The organism is Rhizobium sp. Root708, from assembly GCF_001429725.1.
In the GTDB taxonomy this organism is placed as follows: domain Bacteria; phylum Pseudomonadota; class Alphaproteobacteria; order Rhizobiales; family Rhizobiaceae; genus Rhizobium.
The window spans coordinates 228,026-245,183 of the sequence record NZ_LMHV01000004.1 but is presented as its reverse complement, the minus strand read 5'-3'; the positions used below and the strand labels follow the sequence as shown (position 1 = coordinate 245,183).

Below are 17,158 nucleotides of genomic sequence, written 5' to 3'. Positions count from 1 at the left end.
CGAGGACCAACCCAGGCCGCATCGATATTCCGCTCCGATCAACCTTGCGGCCGAGACGATCGAAGAGCCACCCGAGCTTTCACCGAGATTGTTTATTGCGAGACAAGGAGAATTACCTTGGAACACGATGCGCTTTCATCCACAGACTCGAAGATCGACGACGCCGAACTTGCCCTGCTCGATCGCTATTGGCGCGCTGCGAACTACCTCTCCGTCGGCCAGATCTATCTGCTGGACAATCCCCTGCTCCGCGAGCCGCTAGAGCCACAGCACATCAAGCCGCGACTGCTCGGCCATTGGGGAACGACGCCCGGGCTGAACTTCATCTATGCGCATCTGAACCGCATCATCCGCGCCCGCGCGCTCGACATCATCTATGTCTGCGGCCCGGGCCATGGCGGTCCCGGCATCGTTGCCAACACCTATCTGGAAGGCACATACAGCGAGGTCTACCCCGAGATCTCCGAGGACGTCGACGGCATGCGCAAGCTGTTCCGCCAGTTCTCCTTCCCGGGCGGCATTCCTAGCCACGTGGCGCCTGAAACTCCCGGGTCGATTCACGAAGGTGGCGAGCTCGGCTACGCCCTCGTTCACGCCTATGGCGCGGCCTTCGACAATCCCGATCTGATCGTCGCCTGCGTCGTCGGCGATGGCGAGGCCGAAACGGGGCCGCTGGCTGCCAGCTGGCAGTCGAACAAGTTCCTCAATCCGGCCCGCGACGGCGCGGTGCTGCCGATCCTGCATCTCAACGGCTACAAGATCGCCAACCCGACGGTGCTTGGCCGCGACAGCGACGAGGATCTCCGCCATCTCTTCCTCGGTTATGGCTACGAGCCGTATTTCGTCGAAGGCAGCGACCCGACCGAGATGCACCGCACGATGGCTGCGACATTCGATCAGGTCTTCGACCGCATCCGGACGATCCAGCAGGAAGCCCGCTCCGTCAAGGGCCAGACCGGAATGCCGCGCTGGCCCATGATCGTCATGAGAAGCCCCAAGGGTTGGACCGGCCCGAAGGAGGTGGACGGCCTGAAGGTCGAGGGTTTCTGGCGATCCCATCAGGTACCGGTCTCCAATTGCCGTGGCGACGACGGCCACCGGCGAATCCTGGAAGACTGGATGCGCAGCTACCAGCCGAACGACCTCTTCGACGAATCCGGCCGGCTGCAACCGGAACTGCGCGCGCTTGCCGCCACCGGTAACAAGCGGATGAGCGCCAGCCCGCACGCGAATGGCGGGCTTCTCCGCAAGGAGCTCATCGTTCCGAGCATCCGGGACTACGAGGCGAAAATGACCTCCCGCGGCGCACCGGAGGTCCAGGCGACCGCCGTTCTCGGCAACTATCTGCGCGACACGCTGAAACTGAACGACACCGCGTCGAACTTCCGGATCTTCGCCCCGGACGAGACCGCATCGAACAGGCTCGGCGCCGTCTTCGAGGTCACCGACCGCGTCTGGATGGAGGAGATCAAACCGTACGACGTCGGCCTCGGCACCGATGGCAGGGTGATGGAGGTTCTGAGCGAACATCTGTGCCAGGGCTGGCTGGAGGGCTATCTGCTGACTGGACGCCACGGCTTCTTCTCCTGCTACGAAGCCTTCATCCACATCGTCGATTCGATGTTCAACCAGCATGCCAAATGGCTGAAGGTTACCCGCGATCTCGAATGGCGCAAACCCATATCGTCGCTCAACTATCTCCTGACCTCGCACGTCTGGCGGCAGGACCACAATGGCTTCAGCCATCAGGATCCCGGTTTCGTCGACCACGTCGTCAACAAGAAGGCCGATATCGTCCGTGTCTATTTCCCGCCGGACGCCAACACGCTTCTCTGGGTCGGCGACCACTGCCTGCGGACCTACGATCGCGTCAATGTCATCGTCGCCGGCAAGCAGCCCGAGCCGCTGTGGCTGTCGATGGATGAGGCAATCCGCCACTGCGAGGCAGGTGCCAGCGCCTGGGAATGGGCCGGAAACGACGACAACGTCCTCTCGCCCGATGTCGTCATGGCCTGCGCCGGCGACGTGCCGACGCTGGAAACCATGGCTGCCGTCGACCTGCTGCGCGAACTCGTGCCGGATCTGCGAATCCGCGTGGTCAACGTCGTCGACCTGATGACACTGCAATCGAAAGATCAGCATCCGCACGGTTTCACCGATGAGGACTTCGATCGGCTGTTCACCGTCGACCGACCGGTCATCTTCGCCTTCCATGGCTATCCCTACCTCATACACCGCCTGACCTACCGGCGGACGAACCACCGCAACATCCATGTTCGCGGCTATATCGAGGAAGGAACGACCACGACGCCGTTCGACATGACCGTGCTGAACGAACTCGATCGCTTCCATCTGGCGATGGAGGCGATCGAACGGATTCCTGGCCTCAAGGACAAGGCGACCCCAGCACTCGACAAGTTGCGGGCAAAGCTCGTCGAGCATCACGCCTATGTCCGCGAGTACGGTGAGGACATGCCGGAAATTCGCGATTGGAAATGGAAGCGCTAAGGCGCTTTCCCGCTAAATTGCATGGCCGGTCGCCAAGGACCGGCCTGCATTCCGTTCCAAACGCCAGCGGCAGACATCCATGATCGATACTTTTCTTGTCCTCAACACCGGTTCGTCGAGCCTGAAGTTTCAGGTGTTCCGCGAGGAGAACCTCGACGTTCTCCTGCGCGGCAAGATCACCGGGATCGGCACTGAACCGAAGCTCGCCGCCGATCTGCCCGGCGGCGAGAAGACGGAAAGCTCCCTACCTGACGATACCGATCATGACGCCGCACTTCGCGCGGTCATGGACCTGATGGCCGCGCACAGCGAGAATTGGCATACGCTCGCCGTCGTCCATCGCGTGGTTCACGGCGGTCAGGAATTTACGGAGCCGGTCATCGTCACGCCAAATGTCATGCGCCGCCTCGAAGCATTGATACCGCTGGCGCCACTGCACCAGCCTCACAATCTCGCCGGCATCACCGCATCGGCGAAACTGGCAAGTGACGCAGTGGATATCGTCTGTTTCGACACGGCATTTCATGCAGGTCACGATGAACTCATAAGCAGCTTTGCGCTGCCGAGCGACCTGCGCGACAAGGGCATTCGTCGGTATGGCTTTCACGGCCTGTCCTACGAGTGGATCTCGGGCGTGCTGGCGGAAAAGCATCCCGACCTGCACCGAGGCCGCGTCGTCGTCGCCCACCTCGGGAACGGCGCCAGCCTCTGCGCGATGAAAGGCGGCGTCAGCATCGATACGACCATGAGCATGACGGCACTCGACGGACTGCCGATGGGCACGCGCAGCGGCTCGATCGATCCCGGCGCCGTGATCTACATGCTTCACGATCTCGGGCTCGGTGCCGAGAGCATCCAGGAGACGCTTTACGAGCAATCCGGATTGAAAGGCCTTTCCGGCATTACGAGCGATGTCGAACAGCTACTGGCGAGCGAGGACGAGAATGCGGCCTTCGCGCTCGACTATTTTGCGTTGAAAGCGGCCCAGTTCGTCGCTGTCATGGCCGTTTCAATGGGAGGCATCGACGGCATCGTCTTTACCGGCGGTATCGGCGAACACGCAGCACCCGTACGGCACGCGATGCTCGATCGCCTGCGTTTCCTCGGAGATTTCAAGGTCCTGGTCATTCCGACGAACGAGGAACGCGTCATGGCGGCACATGCCAAACGGCTTTTGCGCAAGGCTGGATGAGCAACCGCTAGGCTGCGACACTCAGCCGATCGATAAAGCCGGCAACACCGCGCACATTCTCGACCAGCACGCGTATCGCCCGACGCTCGAGTTCGCTCGAAACCGTTCCCTCGAGAACGGCCCGGGAATCCTCGACCGATACCTTGATGCGATCACCGTCGAGACCGAGGTCGGCCTGCAATCGTGCGCGGATGGCGCGGCCCAAGGCGTCGTCGCCACTCGCGACACTGTTTGCGGGAACGCCGGCGATCCCCCTCAGCAGGTCCACGCGACTGATGATGCCGAGCAATCGCGTTCCCTCGACGACCGGCACCCGCTTCACCTTGTGCGCAAACATCGCCTCGGCGACGGCCGCTGCCGGCGCATTCGGAGCAACGCTGACGAGGCTGGATGTCATGAGGTCGGAAACCCGCCAGCTGTGGCTGCGAATGTAGGTGTCGTAGTCGACAAGCGACGCCGCTTGCCCCTCCGTTCCCGAATGTCTCCCGCTTCCGAATTCGATGCGGCGCATCAGATCGCCTTCTGTCAGCATGCCGCAGAGATTGCCGTCGTTGTCGACGACAGGCAGACCGCTGATATCCTTTGCCACCATCAGGTCGATCGCCTGATGCACGCTGCTGTCGGAGCTGATTGTCGTGAGGTTCGTATTCATAAGGTCTTGCGCGAATATGATGATACCGTTGCCTTTAGATGTCGAAATATCAGGCATTCCCGACCGATGGCGCGAAACGCCTGCCGGGCCCTGCCGACTGACTATTGCGCAATTCCGGCGAGGTGTCGATCAGTTCAATTCAACTTTGAGTGGCAGAAACGCAGGGGAGCAATGCGCATTGCGTGGCGGAGGATTGACGACTGTCAACTCCGCCACCACCCGGCCGCGCGGCGCGGGCCGAACTCCTTATTGCACAGCCGTCAGCTTGGCTCGGCAGGCAGCGGCCTCGCGCTCGCCCTTGGCTGCGCCGGGGGCAATACCCGTCTGCGGTATCTTGGTCACGACCTCCCAGACGAGCTGCTGCATCCGCAACGCCGCCGCTGCCGTCAGGGATGCGGCCGGCGTCCCGTCACCGCGCCGAAGCTCGTAGGGCAAGCCCTCGGGACTGCATTGATAAAGCACCGCATAATGTGTCAGCGCGACGAGATACGCGCCGTAGTCGTTGAAATGGATCATGTCCCGCTTGCCGAGCTTGTCGGCGCGGAACAGTTCTTCGCGCTTGGATAGGCCCTCGATCTCACCGGCCTCGATGGCCCTCGCCACGCGCGCCATCACGCGGCCGGCCGGGATAACGTAGATCGGGCGCTCGCCTCCGGTCGGAACGCCTGCCTGCAGGAGAATTTCGCCTTCCCAGTAGCGACCGGGATCGGTGTCGAGCCGCTGCAGCCAGCCTCCCGGATCGTCGAGCTGGCTCCATGTCTCATAGAGATAGATGCGGATATCCGGCCTCGATTTGCGCGCCAGATCGGCCCAACGGCGAACATATTCGGGACTGTCGAAGTAGCGAATGGCATCGCGAATTTCGACCATCTCGGTCATCACGAACACATCGTAGTCGCCGCTCTGCAGGGCCTGTCGCGCATCACGATAGCGAGGATGGTTGTTCTCGGCGGCAAATCCGTTGATGCGGTCGCTCGGTCCCCAATGATCTTTCAGCGGAGTGCCCCACCCCAGCTGACTTTCATAGGCATGCCCCTTCGGCGCCAGCTCGGCAAGCATCGCCGGCATGTCTCTTCCAACCAGGCTATGGCCGAGGTGAAAAACCCGCAATGGTCCACGAGGCGCCGGCAACGGATCCGCGTAAAGGGCGTCGAATTTGGCAAGACCCGCATTTGTCGGCGGGCTGCTCGATCCTGCGACAGCGAGGCCAAGAACCATCAGCGCACAATTCTTCAGCCACCGCCGGACCTGCGGGGTGCGAGCCAGTCGCTGGGCAGACGGCAAGGGCGTATCCACGTCGGCTATCCTCTCGAACACGATCGACAGCGCCAACTTTCGGCCGCGCGGGACAGCGATGCAATCGCACCTTTAGCGGTAGGATACAGCCCTGGATTTCATTTCGGCTCTCATCCGAGCGTGTTCCTGATCGCACGCATGAAAATCCGCGAGCCGATCGAAATCAGCTCATCGGGGAAATCGTAGTCCGGATTGTGGAGTCGCGGATGGTCCTTGCCGGCACCGAGAAAGAACATCGCGGCCGGCGCCACTGTGCGGAAAAGCCCGAAATCCTCGGATGCCTTCATCGGCAACAACGCACTCTCCCGTTCGACGGTAACACCTTCGTCTGCAAGTGCCTGATTGAGAACGGCCGTCGCCTCCGGTGAGTTGAAGCATTGCCGGAAGACATCTTCGTAACTGATCTCGAGCCGCAGGCCAGCGGCGCGCGCCTCCTCGCCGGCGAGCCGCTCGGCAGCCTCGACCAGCTCCGCCATCTTGTCGTCGGTCAGCGTTCTCAACGTCGCCCATATCTCCGCGTAGCCGGGGCTGATCCCGAAGGCCGGCTCTCCGAGCCGGGCATGCGTCACGGTCACAAGCGTATAGTCCGCACCAAGCGGCGCGTTATTGCCGAGCGCGGTCAACCCGCTCAGCAGCAGCCCGAGAGCAAAGGTCGGCGCGATCCCATCCTCCGGATAGGACGCATGCGAGGTCTTGCCGCGAAGGATGACTTTCATGCCGCGAGACGCGCAGTTGACGGGTCCTTCGCGCAAAAGCACATGACCCAGCGCCGCGCCCGGAAAATTGTGCAGGGACAGCGAGAGATCCGGCCGCAACGCGGCAAAGGCAGGATCGGAAAGAACCGCCGCGGCTCCGGCGCCATTCTCCTCCGCCGGTTGGAAAAGCAGGATAACACGCCCCTTCTCCGGCCGCCTCCTTGCAAGCCCAGCCGCCAGTGCAAGCAATATCGCCATATGGCCGTCGTGGCCGCACAGATGTCCCTTATCGGAGACAAGCGAGCGATGCGGCACATCCGAGATTTCTTCGATCGGCAGGCCATCCAGTTCCGCACGGATAAGGACGGTCGGCCCATCGGCTGCACCTGAATAAACAGCCGCAACCCCGTGCCCGCCGAGCGCCTCGACCAGTTCGTCCGGGCTTGTTTCCAGAAGCGCCAGCTTTACCCGGCCCGCGGTTTCGCGTTCGTCGCCCGACACCTCGGGATACCGGTGAAGTTCCTGCCGAAATGCCGTGATCCGCTGGAGGTCCTGCTCGGTCAAAAACATGGTCTATTCCCGTCCCCGTGGCGGCTGTCAGAGAAATTCGGCGCGATAGGGCGTGAATGTATCGATCAATTTGCGCCTGGCAATCACTGATGCCGTCATCCGCCCGCGTGAGCGGGCGAGACGTTCTCGCAATGGAACCGATCGAACTCAGCCCGCCATCAGCGCGGGCCGATCGGCCATGTAATCCGCCAGGATCGCGGCCTGCTCCTTGTTCAGGCGCAGGCCATCCTTGGTGCGCCGCCAGAGGATATCATCCGCCGTCTTCGCCCATTCGTGATCGATGAGATAGCGAACCTCGACCTCATAGAGATCAGCCCCGAAGCAATACCCGAGGTCTTCCGTCCGCGAGGAGCCGCCGAGCAGCATGGCCGCCCTCGTCCCGTAACGACGAACGAGACGGCGGGCGTGCGGTTCGCTGAGAAATGGATAGGCCATCTTCAGTTTCGCGACCTCGGTTTCGTAGCCGGTCGCCGGAAAATCGCCGCCCGGCAAACGGCTGCCGGCGGTCCAGGAACCGCCCTTCGACCCGATGGCGCCGGCAATCTTCTGAAGCGCGTGCTCGGCAAGCCGGCGATAGGTGGTAAGCTTGCCGCCGAACACGTTGAGAAGCGGCGCACCGCTGCCCTCGCCTTCGACCTTTAGCACGTAGTCGCGTGTCGCTTCCTGGGCCTTGGAAGCGCCGTCGTCGAACAGCGGGCGAACGGCCGAATAGGTCCAGACGATATCCTCGGACCGGACGGATTCCTTGAAATATTCGCTGGCAGCGCCGCAGAGGTAGCCGATCTCTTCCTCGGAGATCTTCACGTCACGCGGATTGCCGGTGTAGTCCCGGTCGGTCGTTCCGATCAGCGTGAAATCCTGCTCGTAGGGGATCGCGAAGATGATGCGGTTGTCGGGATTCTGGAAGAAATAGGCGCGCGGCCCATCGAACTTCTTCCTGACAATGATGTGGCTGCCCTGAACGAGCCGGACGTGACGCGCTTCATGCTGACCAAAGGCTTCACGGATGACGTGATCGACCCATGGACCGGCGGCGTTCACCAACATCCGCGCCTTATGGGTCGTCTGCACGCCGCTGACTGCATCGACTGTTTCAATCGACCAGAGATCGCCCTCGCGGCGAGCCGAAGTGACCTTGGTGCGCGGCATGATGAGCGCGCCACGATCGGCGGCATCGCGCGCATTGAGCACGACCATCCGCGCGTCATCCACCCAGCCGTCTGAATATTCGAAGGCCTTCGTAAAGAGCGACTTCAGGGGCTTCGCAGCTGCATCACGGCGCATGTCGAGGACCGCGGTGGCAGGCAAGAGCTTACGGCCGCCCAGATGATCGTAGAGGAAGAGACCCAGCCGGATCAGCCAAGCGGGACGAATGCCGCCCTTGTGATACGGCAGAACGAAGCGCATCGGCCAGATGACATGCGGCGCCATCGCCCAGAGGATCTCACGCTCCATCAGCGCTTCGCGCACCAACCGAAACTCGTAGTGCTCGAGATAGCGCAAGCCGCCATGGATCAGTTTCGTCGCGCCTGATGAAGTGCCGGAGGCAAAGTCATTCATCTCCGCGAGCGCCACGGAATAGCCGCGTCCCGCCGCGTCCCGCGCAATACCACAGCCATTTATGCCGCCGCCGATAACGAAAAGATCATGAACGTGCTGGCCCACGTATTCCTCCGAGCCTGGAATTGATAATGACAAAAGCCTGCGGCATTTGAAAGTCATCGCACATAAAGCGAAAATGAAACGAATGTCAAACGAAAGCAATCAGGAGGAGAACGGCTCGCCCGGTTTGAAGTAGGAGCGGGGTGCGGCGCCGAGCATCCGCCGAAACATCGTCGTGAACGCAGCGACGCTGTCGTAGCCGAGATCGAGCGCGACGGCCGTGACCGTTTCCCCGCCTGCAAGACGCGGCAAGGCGGTGAAAACCGCCGCCTGCTGGCGCCAAGTCGAAAGGCTGATTCCCGTCTCCTTTCGAAAGAAGCGGGTGAAGGCGCGACGGCTCATCGCAAGCCGCTCGGCCCAGTCGTCGATGACAAGCCGGGCGCTCGGATTGTCGAGAAAGCCGCGACAGAGATTGGCCAGCCTCTGATCGGATGGGAAAGGCAGCCCCAGCGGACGATCGGGCAGCCTCAGCACCTCTTCCAGCAGCAGGGCCATGACAAGCTCCTGGCGCCCCGTCTTCGCTTCCGCCACAGGCGCGACCGCCTCGATGATCAGGGCACGAGCGAGATCCGAGACGGCGACGACGCGAATGGCGGACGGAGGATCGCTAAGCACATCCGGCAACACATAGGCCGACAGCATGGAAACCTCCCCCAGCATGTCGACGGTGTGGACGAGCCCGGCCGGAATCCACAGCGCATGCTGCGGCGGAACCATCCAGCGCCCCTGTACCGACGACACCATCACCACTCCCGCCCGGGCGTAGACGAACTGCGCCCGGCTATGGCTATGCGGCTTCACATGATAGCCGGCAGGATATTCCGACGGGATCGCGTAGACAGGCTCCGACGCCGCTTCGATCGCCGCCAGCCGCTCCACATGAAGTTCGGCCAGCTGGCTTGCTACCGGTGTCTGTCTCATTTTCGTCATTTTGGCCCACTCACGAAATAACGAGACCAAAACACGAAAGCGGGACGACGACAAGTCAGCTATCTCCGGACCGTCAAACGACGGAGTAGAATCGTGACAGACAACGCAATGACGGCAGAGAAACACTCTGCGGAACAGACGGTTTTCGGGATCATCATGGCGGTAAGCTTCTGCCACCTCCTCAACGACACCATGCAGTCGCTGATCCCGGCGCTTTATCCGATGATCAAGGAAGGCTACGGCCTCGATTTCACGCAGATCGGCTTCCTTGGCCTCGTGTTCCAGGTCACCGCGTCGCTTCTACAGCCGCTTATCGGCATCTACACCGACAAGCGCCCGTTGCCCTATTCGCTTTCCATCGGCATGGGCTTCACGCTGATCGGCCTGGGGTTGCTGGCCTACGCGCATACCTATTGGGTGCTGCTGGTCGGCGCCGGCGTCATCGGCCTCGGCTCTGCCGTGTTTCATCCGGAGTCCTCGCGTGTCGCCCGGCTGGCATCAGGCGGACGACACGGCCTCGCGCAGTCGCTGTTCCAGGTCGGCGGTAATTTCGGCTCGGCGATCGGCCCGCTGCTGGCGGCTTTCATCGTCCTGCCGCGCGGCCAGCACAGCGTCGCGTGGTTCTCGCTGGCGGCCCTGACCGGCATGATCATCCTCTGGCGGGTGGGCGCCTGGTATGCCGAACACCGCAAGAGCAATGCCGGCCGCAAGGCCGCAACGGCAGCCGTCCAGCTGCCGCGCAAGAAGGTCATCGCCGCGATCGCCGTATTGGCGCTGCTGGTCGTCTCGAAATATCTCTACATGACGAGCCTCTCGAGCTACTACACCTTCTACATGATCGAGCGCTTCGGTGTGTCGGTCCAGCACGCGCAGATTCTGCTCTTCGTGTTCCTCGGTGCCGTTGCCATCGGCACCGTCGCCGGCGGCCCTGTTGTCGACTGGTTCGGCACGAAGTTCGTGATCTGGTTCTCGATCCTCGGCGCCCTGCCCTTCACGCTGGCGCTGCCTTACGCCGGCTACAACTGGACCGTCTTCCTGACGTTCCTGATCGGCGTGATCCTCGCCTCGGCCTTCTCGGCGATCGTCGTTTTCGCCCAGGAGCTGGTACCCGGTCGCGTCGGCATGATCGCCGGCCTGTTCTTCGGCTTTGCCTTCGGCATCGGCGGCATCGGCGCTGCCGGTCTAGGCATGGTCGCGGATCATATGGGCATCGAGTTCGTCTACCGCATTTGCTCCTACCTGCCGCTGCTCGGGCTGCTGACCATCTTCCTGCCTGACATCGGCAAGGGTCGCCGCCACAGCGCAAAGGCTGGCCGCTAAGCGGGCACTTTCCAGATAAAATACAAAAAGGCCGAGATCACCATCTCGGCCTTCGGACTGCTGACTAACGTTCCTGTTTGCTGAAGGATCGGTTTCCCCGTCATGCCGGCCTTGAGCTGGCATCCAGCGGCACCGCGTCTGCGGTGCGAAAGGGTCTTTTGCGCGCAAGGACTTGCGCGCGCTGGACCCCGGCTCGTCGGCCGGGGTGACGGCCGATAGGGCATCCATCCCAATAGGACATAAGGCTTTGTCAACATGCTGAAGGCACAGATCACCATCTCGGCCTTTTCATTTCCCCTACAGCAATCTTTGGGTCAGATCGCCGTGAAGCCGTTGTCGACGAAGAGATGCGCACCATTGACGAACATAGACTCGTCGCTGGCCAGATAGAGCGCGGCGCGCGCCACATCCTCGGGTTCACCGATCCGACCCTGCTGCGCCGCAATCGCGGCATCCGAAACGTCGACACCAAGCGCCTGCAGTTCGTTGACCTCGCGCAGGCCGTGCGGTGTGCGGATAAAACCCGGGCAGACGGCGTTGCAGCGGATGTTGCGGTCGCGGAACTCGACCCCGATCGCGCGTGCGAACATGTGCACGGCACCCTTGGTGGTATCGTAAAGAACTTCCATCGGCGTCGCCGCCACCGCCGAGATCGACGAGGTGCAGACGATCGAGCCGCCGCCGGCGGAGATCATTCCGGGAAGCACCGCCCGCGTCATCAGGAACATCGATCGAACGTTGACGGCGTGCAGCCACTCCCACTCCTCGAGCGTCGTTTCGAGGAACGGCTTGATGACGATCGTGCCGGCGTGATTGAAGAGCACGGTGACCGCGCCGAAGCGCTCTTCGACACCCTTCACAGCCGCGATAACCTGCGCTTCGTCCGAGACATCGGCTATCCAGTAGTCGGCGGTGCCGCCCGCAGCGCGGATGGCCTCGACGGTTTCCCGCGACGCCGCCTCGTTGCGATCGATCACCGCGACCTTGGCGCCCTCGGCCGCAAAGAGCCTCGATGCCGCCCCGCCCATTCCGGTTGCTCCACCGGAAATGATAGCAATCTTGCCCTTCAACCTGTCGACCATTGTTCTCTCGTTCCCGTTGTTATCGCGCCGCGACGACGCGGCACGCTGAGAACAGGTTGGAGAGAATCGACTGTGATGTCCAGCCGCCCGCTAGGCCTGATGCCCTAACGTGAAGTCACCGAGAGGAGACACTCTGCCGGATAGGTCTGAGACTAATGGAGGGTATGCGACGGGGCTTTGTCGCTCTGGAATTGATCGACAAGATTGATCCCCTGCTGCAGCAGGATTTCGGCAGCCTTCAAATTGGTCGTCGAGAGCTCGACGGCATTTCCCCGAATTGCCAGGGCAAGGTTCATCGAGTTCGCGGCAAAGCGGATGTTGCCATCGGAGAAGGCCTCGCTCGCCCGCGCTTCCAGCGCATCGGCAACGGTCGCAAAGAACTGTCTGCGCTCGCGGATGGTCATTTCCCGAAGTGTCTTAGCAGTTTCCATCGTCATGCGTCCTTTTCGTCCGCAGCAGATCGTCACACGGCATCGTTGCCGCGGCGATACCTGCGCAAGGTTGGCTTCTTGTGGAATCAGATCTGCGGTTCTGGCCGCACGGATCGTATGGCGCGGAGATAGGCGTCAACCTGGGCAGTGACAAGGCAAAGCGACGCAAATCACGCGAATACCACCTATGCAGCGGAGGCACGGCACGGCGGAAATTCCGCCGTCATTTCGTCGGAAAGCTTGGCGGAGCACCGTCAGACTCGGCGATCCGCGCAGAAAAACTTAATAGCTGCACGACCGGTTGTCGCTGGGCCTGAACCCATCGAGGCACGCACGATTCATGGAATCGCCAGGATAGTAGCCGGAAGCGGATCCCATCGAATTCGGAGGGGTCGCGCATGCCGAAGCAAGTGCCGAAAGCCCGATCAACATGCCGGCAGCAGCGAATGCCAGAAACCTTCTCATCTATGATTCTCCTTACCCGGGCAGCCTCGCCGCTAACGACAATCTAGTCGCGCGATCAGGCGGTTGCGAGGGGCACGCAGCAAAGAAACGGAAATAAATGGAAAACTCCAAAGGCGATCGGCGCTTCACACCATCCAGTCCGGACAGCGGCTGCCCTCAGGCTGCCACCTCGATGAATTCGATAGGGCCGCCGGGAAGGCTGTCGTTGAAGACGGCACAGGAGAGCTTCTGCCCGAAGACGCAGCCACTATCGAGGTTCGTCCGATTGCCTGTTGTCAGCGGGTTCTTCGGCGAGGGTGTGTGGCCGTGGACCAGGTGCTTGCCCCAATATTCGCTCGAATAGCCGGGTGCAAAACGCGTCCACATGAAATCGTCAGGCGACTGATCCTCGAAATAGACACCCTCCCGAACGCCGCCGTGAACGAAGATCCGATGCTCGTCCTGGTAAAAGAGCGGCAGAGCCCTGGCCCAATCGAGGCGATCGGCCGGAATGTCGCCGCCGAAGGACATGCGGGTTTCCAAACCGCCGTTTCCAAGCCACCAGCTTTCATCCTGAGTTCCGTCGCAGGCACCGACCATCATGTCTTCATGGTTGCCCTTGAGGGGTATCCAGCGCCAGCCCGCGGGAGCCGCATCCATCAGCATATCGATAACAGCCTTGCTGTCGGGACCGCGGTCGACATAGTCCCCGAGAAACACGATCGTTCCCTCCGGAGCGTAGGCTTCGACCCGACCGAGCATACGCTTGAGCGGACCAACGCAACCGTGGATATCTCCGATCGCAAACGTATAACTCATCCTCGGCTCCTGATCTCCCGACAGGCCGAAGACCAGCCTATTCGCCTTGAGCATCGGCAACGTGCTGCCGTTATGCGGTATCAAAAACGTTTATATAGGCGAGAAGCGGATGATTGCCCCTTTCAACGAGTACGTTCTGAGAATGGAGACGAACACTCGGGGAATGGGTTCACAAACGTCATCCTCCCAACCCCTCACCTGAATTCAGCGAGGGGAAAACAGCCAAAAAGCTTGGAAAAATCAAAAGCTTGGAAAAAGAGTGGCGACCCCTGCAGGAATCGAACCTGCGACAACCTGCTTAGAAGGCAGGTGCTCTATCCAGCTGAGCTAAGGGGCCTGATATCGGTGCGTCGCCGCACCGAATGCAATTCTATCCGTGAACGCCTAATCAGTGCGTCCAAGGCTGCGTCCGCGTATAACGGAAATTGTCGGGATACGCTACCGTCTGGCGCTGCGGATCCTTGGGGGCGATCACACGGTAGTCGATGCCGTTGCGCTTGGCGTAGGCTTCCGCCAGTTCCTGCGTTTCGAACGTCAGCTTGAGCTGCTGGCGCATGTCGGACGACGAGGTGTAGCCCATGATCGGGTCGATCGTGCGCGGCGTCGCCTGATCGAATTCGAGTACCCAGAGATGAGTCTTGGCCTTACCGGACTGCATGGCGGTCTTGGCTGGACGATAGATCTTGGCAGACATTGCTGCACGCCTCCGAATTGGGCTTTCGCATTCAAACCGATCGCCCCGGGGGACGGGACGACTTCCATGTACGATCACATGGAAAGATGAATTTTGCTTAGCCGCGAATCCTTTCCGTTTCAAGAAAAAACCCGCGGCTGCAAAACTCTGTCGGATCAGCCCTTGCGTGCTGCCGAAGCAATCGCGTCTGTCGCTTTGCGGCAAGGAGCAAAGAGATCCATCTTCGGATCATAGACGCTGGTTGCGACATCCATCAGGCCAAGGACGCTGTGGAAGAAGTTGTCGTGCGAGGCAGGCTCCGCCGCGCGCGCCGCCATGCACGCCGTATCGATACCCGACGCGGCGCTGAAATCCGGCGCGAACCAGGCGACGATCGGAACGCGCGTCTGCTCGGCGGGCGCGATGATATAGGGCGCCCCGTGCAGATAGAGGCCGTTCTCGCCGAGCGACTCGCCATGGTCGGAAACGTAGAGCATGGAGGCCGAGACCGAGCTGCCGTGCTCTTTCAGCGTGTCGATGACCTTGGCGACGACGTGATCGGTGTAGAGGATCGTGTTGTCGTAGGCATTCAGGATTTCTTCGGGCTTGCAGGAGCCGAACTCGCCCGTGCGGCAATCCGGCGTGAAGCGCCGGAAGTCGTCTGGATAGCGGCGATAGTAGGCCGGCCCATGGCTGCCGAGCTGATGCAGGACGAGGACACTATCGGTTTTGACGTCGGCGAGCCACTCGTCCAGCTTGTCGAGCAGGATCGTATCGAGACATTCGCCATCCGTGCAGTATCGAGGGTCGGCGCTGTCTGGCAGGAAGCGATAGGGGATACGGTTGGCGACGCTGTAGCTGCCGGTATCGTTGTCCCACCATTCGACGTTCACCTTTGCATGGCCGAGAATATCGGTCAGGTTGTCGGTCTCCAGGCCCTTGCGATGGGTGTATTCCTTGCGCGGATAGACGGAATACATGCACGGCAGCGAAACGGCCGTGGCGGTTCCGCAGCTCGTGGCGTTCGAGAAGTAGATGACACCCCTCGCCTTCATCTCCGGATTGGTTTCGCGTGAATAACCACCGAGCGAGAAGTTCTGGGCGCGCGCAGTCTCGCCGGTGACGATGATTGTCACGCGCGGCTTACCGTTCGCGCTCGCCGTGCGCTGGTGCGCGTCGGTGCCGAGCGGACGACGCACGATGTTGCGATCCTCTTCCGAGGCAAAGGCATAGCGCGTCGCGCTGCTGATCGGCAGGAACGGATTGAGCGTCAGCATGACGTCCTTGTGCATCCGCCCGACAGCCGCATAGGTCTGGGAAAAGCTGAGCCCGGCAGCGACGAAGATCGCAAGGCAGGGAACGATGACAGCCATGTTCCAGACGAACTTCTTCAGGAACGACTTGTGGATAACGCGAACCCACAGAATGAAGAGCGAAGGCAGGATTCCCTTGATCAGAATATGCAGAACGAAGGCCTGCGTGATCAGATGCGCAGATTCCGCCTGCGTCGTCACCGCGGCATTGCGGATCATTTCCTTGTCGATGATCACCCCGAACTGGTCCGTGAACCATGCGGCGAGAACCGACGCCATGATGAAGAAAATCAGGGCCGGCTTGATGAGATATTTGACCGAGAACGTCGTCATCGCGGCAATCGTCAGGGCGGTGATGCCGACGACGAACCCTGCGAAAGCCATGGGCTTGGTCGACATGTAATCGAACGCGCGTGCCCAGAAGGTATGGTTGGCAACGACCAGAATATAAAGGGCGGTCAGGACCGAGAGGGTGACACTGCCGATGCGCGGCCGCAGGCTTCGACCGGAAGCCGGCTCATGAGAATCGTCCAATATGCTGCTCCGATTAGGGGCGCACGGACTCGCAACGGTCCGCACCATAAAGGAGCCGCATGCCATCCTTTCCTGACAGTAACCTGAACGCGCCGAGATGAACCCGCATTGGATTGACGATTTTAGTTATTGCAGCCTGCGATCGAACCGTGTATTGCCCTCCTCGTTGGCCACGGAGTGTAGCGCAGTCTGGTAGCGCATCTGGTTTGGGACCAGAGGGTCGGGAGTTCGAATCTCTCCACTCCGACCATCATCTTTCCCTTTGAAATCACAAGATTACTTCTGCTCATTCACGCGAAGAGCAGCCACGGCTCGTGAGAGTGGCGTGGGAGTGAAACCACGTCCGGCAGACAGTATGCATTCGCGAGATGAATGCGCCTCGCCGGAGAGCCCTGGTCTTCCGGCCGGCCTAAGACGTCCGCCGGAATGTGCTGAACTGAAACCGCTGGGTGGTACCCCAAGGCGTTTGGTGTTCGTGGCGGCGATGGTCGATCAGCGAAAATCCCTGCCCGAACAGCGTCGAAAGGCTTTCAGCATCGTGGCGCATGACCGGTAAGCCACTACATTTTTCCGGGCCATCAGGCGCAAACGTTCCAAGAATCAGATGACCACCGATCGTCAGCGCCTGCTTCAGGCGCTCGATATAGGCGTCCTGGTCGAGCGATTCGGTCAGGAAATGAAATGCCGCGCGATCATGCCAGACGTCGTAGCGTCTTTCGGGAAGCCATTGCGGGGCGTCTGCGTCGATCCAGTGAACACCCTGCCCCTTCGGGCCAAGACGTTGCCTTGCCGCATTAAGGGCGGATCGGGAGAGGTCGAGTACGGTCACATCCTCGAATCCTGCCTGCAGAAGCCCGTCGACCAGGCGCGATGCTCCACCGCCGACGTCGATGATGGCATCGCCGGGTCGCGCGCCCGTCAGCGCGATCAATTGGAGGGATGGCGTCGCGCTGTCCTGAAACCAGCTGACATCGGTCTCCGCCTTCGTCGCATAGACATTTTCCCAATGCTGTTTGGGATCGGTTGTCATGGAGGTT

General features: G+C 61.1%; 15 protein-coding genes and 2 tRNA genes. 4 read left to right on the top strand and 13 right to left on the bottom strand.

Annotated elements, in window-relative coordinates; translation table 11 throughout:
• The first annotated feature begins 117 nt into the window (after positions 1-117).
• Together ASE04_RS05300 and ASE04_RS05295 are read left to right on the top strand one after the other, a co-directional pair.
• The gene (locus tag ASE04_RS05300) at positions 118-2,508 is read left to right on the top strand and encodes a phosphoketolase family protein (RefSeq protein WP_056813076.1); all 2,391 of its coding nucleotides are present in this window, start codon (positions 118-120) and stop codon (positions 2,506-2,508) included.
• A gap of 79 nt (positions 2,509-2,587) precedes the next feature.
• Positions 2,588-3,700, top strand: coding sequence for an acetate/propionate family kinase (locus ASE04_RS05295; protein WP_056813074.1), 1,113 nt, complete (start codon positions 2,588-2,590; stop codon positions 3,698-3,700).
• A gap of 7 nt (positions 3,701-3,707) precedes the next feature.
• On the opposite strand, the gene ASE04_RS05290 is transcribed toward ASE04_RS05295, so the two are convergent.
• The 5 genes from ASE04_RS05290 to ASE04_RS05270 form a co-directional block, all read right to left on the bottom strand.
• A complete protein-coding gene (locus ASE04_RS05290; RefSeq protein WP_244490340.1) occupies positions 3,708-4,352 on the bottom strand; it encodes a CBS domain-containing protein in 645 nt (214 codons plus the stop codon).
• A 246-nt stretch (positions 4,353-4,598) separates the two neighbouring features.
• Positions 4,599-5,648: a hypothetical protein gene (locus ASE04_RS05285; RefSeq protein ID WP_200960682.1), complete on the bottom strand. Its 1,050-nt coding sequence runs from the start codon at positions 5,646-5,648 to the stop codon at positions 4,599-4,601.
• 110 nt (positions 5,649-5,758) lie between these two features.
• The gene (locus ASE04_RS05280) at positions 5,759-6,913 is read right to left on the bottom strand and encodes an amidohydrolase (RefSeq protein WP_056813071.1); all 1,155 of its coding nucleotides are present in this window, start codon (positions 6,911-6,913) and stop codon (positions 5,759-5,761) included.
• Between the two features lie 147 nt (positions 6,914-7,060).
• The gene (gene glpD / locus ASE04_RS05275; RefSeq protein WP_056813068.1) at positions 7,061-8,578 is read right to left on the bottom strand and encodes a glycerol-3-phosphate dehydrogenase; all 1,518 of its coding nucleotides are present in this window, start codon (positions 8,576-8,578) and stop codon (positions 7,061-7,063) included.
• A gap of 99 nt (positions 8,579-8,677) precedes the next feature.
• Complete coding sequence (locus ASE04_RS05270) at positions 8,678-9,505, bottom strand: AraC family transcriptional regulator (RefSeq protein WP_056813064.1); 828 nt, start codon at positions 9,503-9,505, stop codon at positions 8,678-8,680.
• Positions 9,506-9,613: 108 nt separating this feature from the next.
• Between ASE04_RS05270 and ASE04_RS05265 the strand changes: the two genes are divergently transcribed.
• Positions 9,614-10,825: an MFS transporter gene (locus tag ASE04_RS05265; protein ID WP_056813061.1), complete on the top strand. Its 1,212-nt coding sequence runs from the start codon at positions 9,614-9,616 to the stop codon at positions 10,823-10,825.
• Positions 10,826-11,139: 314 nt separating this feature from the next.
• Here ASE04_RS05265 and ASE04_RS05255 read toward each other — a convergent pair whose 3' ends face one another.
• The 7 genes from ASE04_RS05255 to ASE04_RS05225 form a co-directional block, all read right to left on the bottom strand.
• On the bottom strand, positions 11,140-11,907 hold the full coding sequence (locus tag ASE04_RS05255; protein WP_056813056.1) for an SDR family NAD(P)-dependent oxidoreductase: 768 nt from the start codon (positions 11,905-11,907) through the stop codon (positions 11,140-11,142).
• A 152-nt stretch (positions 11,908-12,059) separates the two neighbouring features.
• Complete coding sequence (locus tag ASE04_RS05250) at positions 12,060-12,338, bottom strand: hypothetical protein (RefSeq protein ID WP_056813178.1); 279 nt, start codon at positions 12,336-12,338, stop codon at positions 12,060-12,062.
• 282 nt (positions 12,339-12,620) lie between these two features.
• Positions 12,621-12,803, bottom strand: coding sequence for a hypothetical protein (locus tag ASE04_RS31430; RefSeq protein WP_056813053.1), 183 nt, complete (start codon positions 12,801-12,803; stop codon positions 12,621-12,623).
• 156 nt (positions 12,804-12,959) lie between these two features.
• Positions 12,960-13,601, bottom strand: coding sequence for a metallophosphoesterase family protein (locus ASE04_RS05240; protein WP_056813175.1), 642 nt, complete (start codon positions 13,599-13,601; stop codon positions 12,960-12,962).
• Positions 13,602-13,861: 260 nt separating this feature from the next.
• A tRNA-Arg gene (locus ASE04_RS05235) sits at positions 13,862-13,938 on the bottom strand.
• 51 nt (positions 13,939-13,989) lie between these two features.
• Entirely contained in the window at positions 13,990-14,295 is a 306-nt protein-coding gene (locus ASE04_RS05230) for an ETC complex I subunit (protein ID WP_056813048.1), read from the bottom strand.
• A gap of 155 nt (positions 14,296-14,450) precedes the next feature.
• On the bottom strand, positions 14,451-16,121 hold the full coding sequence (locus tag ASE04_RS05225; protein ID WP_056813045.1) for a phosphoethanolamine transferase: 1,671 nt from the start codon (positions 16,119-16,121) through the stop codon (positions 14,451-14,453).
• Between the two features lie 173 nt (positions 16,122-16,294).
• Here ASE04_RS05225 and ASE04_RS05220 point away from each other — a divergent pair.
• A tRNA-Pro gene (locus tag ASE04_RS05220) sits at positions 16,295-16,371 on the top strand.
• 159 nt (positions 16,372-16,530) lie between these two features.
• Here ASE04_RS05220 and ASE04_RS05215 read toward each other — a convergent pair.
• Positions 16,531-17,151 (bottom strand): class I SAM-dependent methyltransferase, encoded by a 621-nt coding sequence (locus tag ASE04_RS05215; protein ID WP_056813042.1) that lies wholly within the window; start codon positions 17,149-17,151, stop codon positions 16,531-16,533.
• Between the last annotated feature and the right edge of the window lie 7 nt (positions 17,152-17,158).

Bases quoted from the DNA above. Each gene is read 5' to 3' on its own strand.
- ASE04_RS05230 (WP_056813048.1), bottom strand. From the start codon at position 14,295: ATGTCTGCCAAGATCTATCGTCCAGCCAAGACCGCCATGCAGTCCGGT.
- ASE04_RS05270 (WP_056813064.1), bottom strand. From the start codon at position 9,505: ATGACGAAAATGAGACAGACACCGGTAGCAAGCCAGCTGGCCGAACTT.
- ASE04_RS05280 (WP_056813071.1), bottom strand. From the start codon at position 6,913: ATGTTTTTGACCGAGCAGGACCTCCAGCGGATCACGGCATTTCGGCAG.
- ASE04_RS05265 (WP_056813061.1), top strand. From the start codon at position 9,614: ATGACGGCAGAGAAACACTCTGCGGAACAGACGGTTTTCGGGATCATC.
- ASE04_RS05295 (WP_056813074.1), top strand. From the start codon at position 2,588: ATGATCGATACTTTTCTTGTCCTCAACACCGGTTCGTCGAGCCTGAAG.
- ASE04_RS05255 (WP_056813056.1), bottom strand. From the start codon at position 11,907: ATGGTCGACAGGTTGAAGGGCAAGATTGCTATCATTTCCGGTGGAGCA.
- ASE04_RS31430 (WP_056813053.1), bottom strand. From the start codon at position 12,803: ATGAGAAGGTTTCTGGCATTCGCTGCTGCCGGCATGTTGATCGGGCTT.
- ASE04_RS05250 (WP_056813178.1), bottom strand. From the start codon at position 12,338: ATGGAAACTGCTAAGACACTTCGGGAAATGACCATCCGCGAGCGCAGA.
- ASE04_RS05215 (WP_056813042.1), bottom strand. From the start codon at position 17,151: ATGACAACCGATCCCAAACAGCATTGGGAAAATGTCTATGCGACGAAG.
- ASE04_RS05290 (WP_244490340.1), bottom strand. From the start codon at position 4,352: ATGAATACGAACCTCACGACAATCAGCTCCGACAGCAGCGTGCATCAG.
- ASE04_RS05240 (WP_056813175.1), bottom strand. From the start codon at position 13,601: ATGAGTTATACGTTTGCGATCGGAGATATCCACGGTTGCGTTGGTCCG.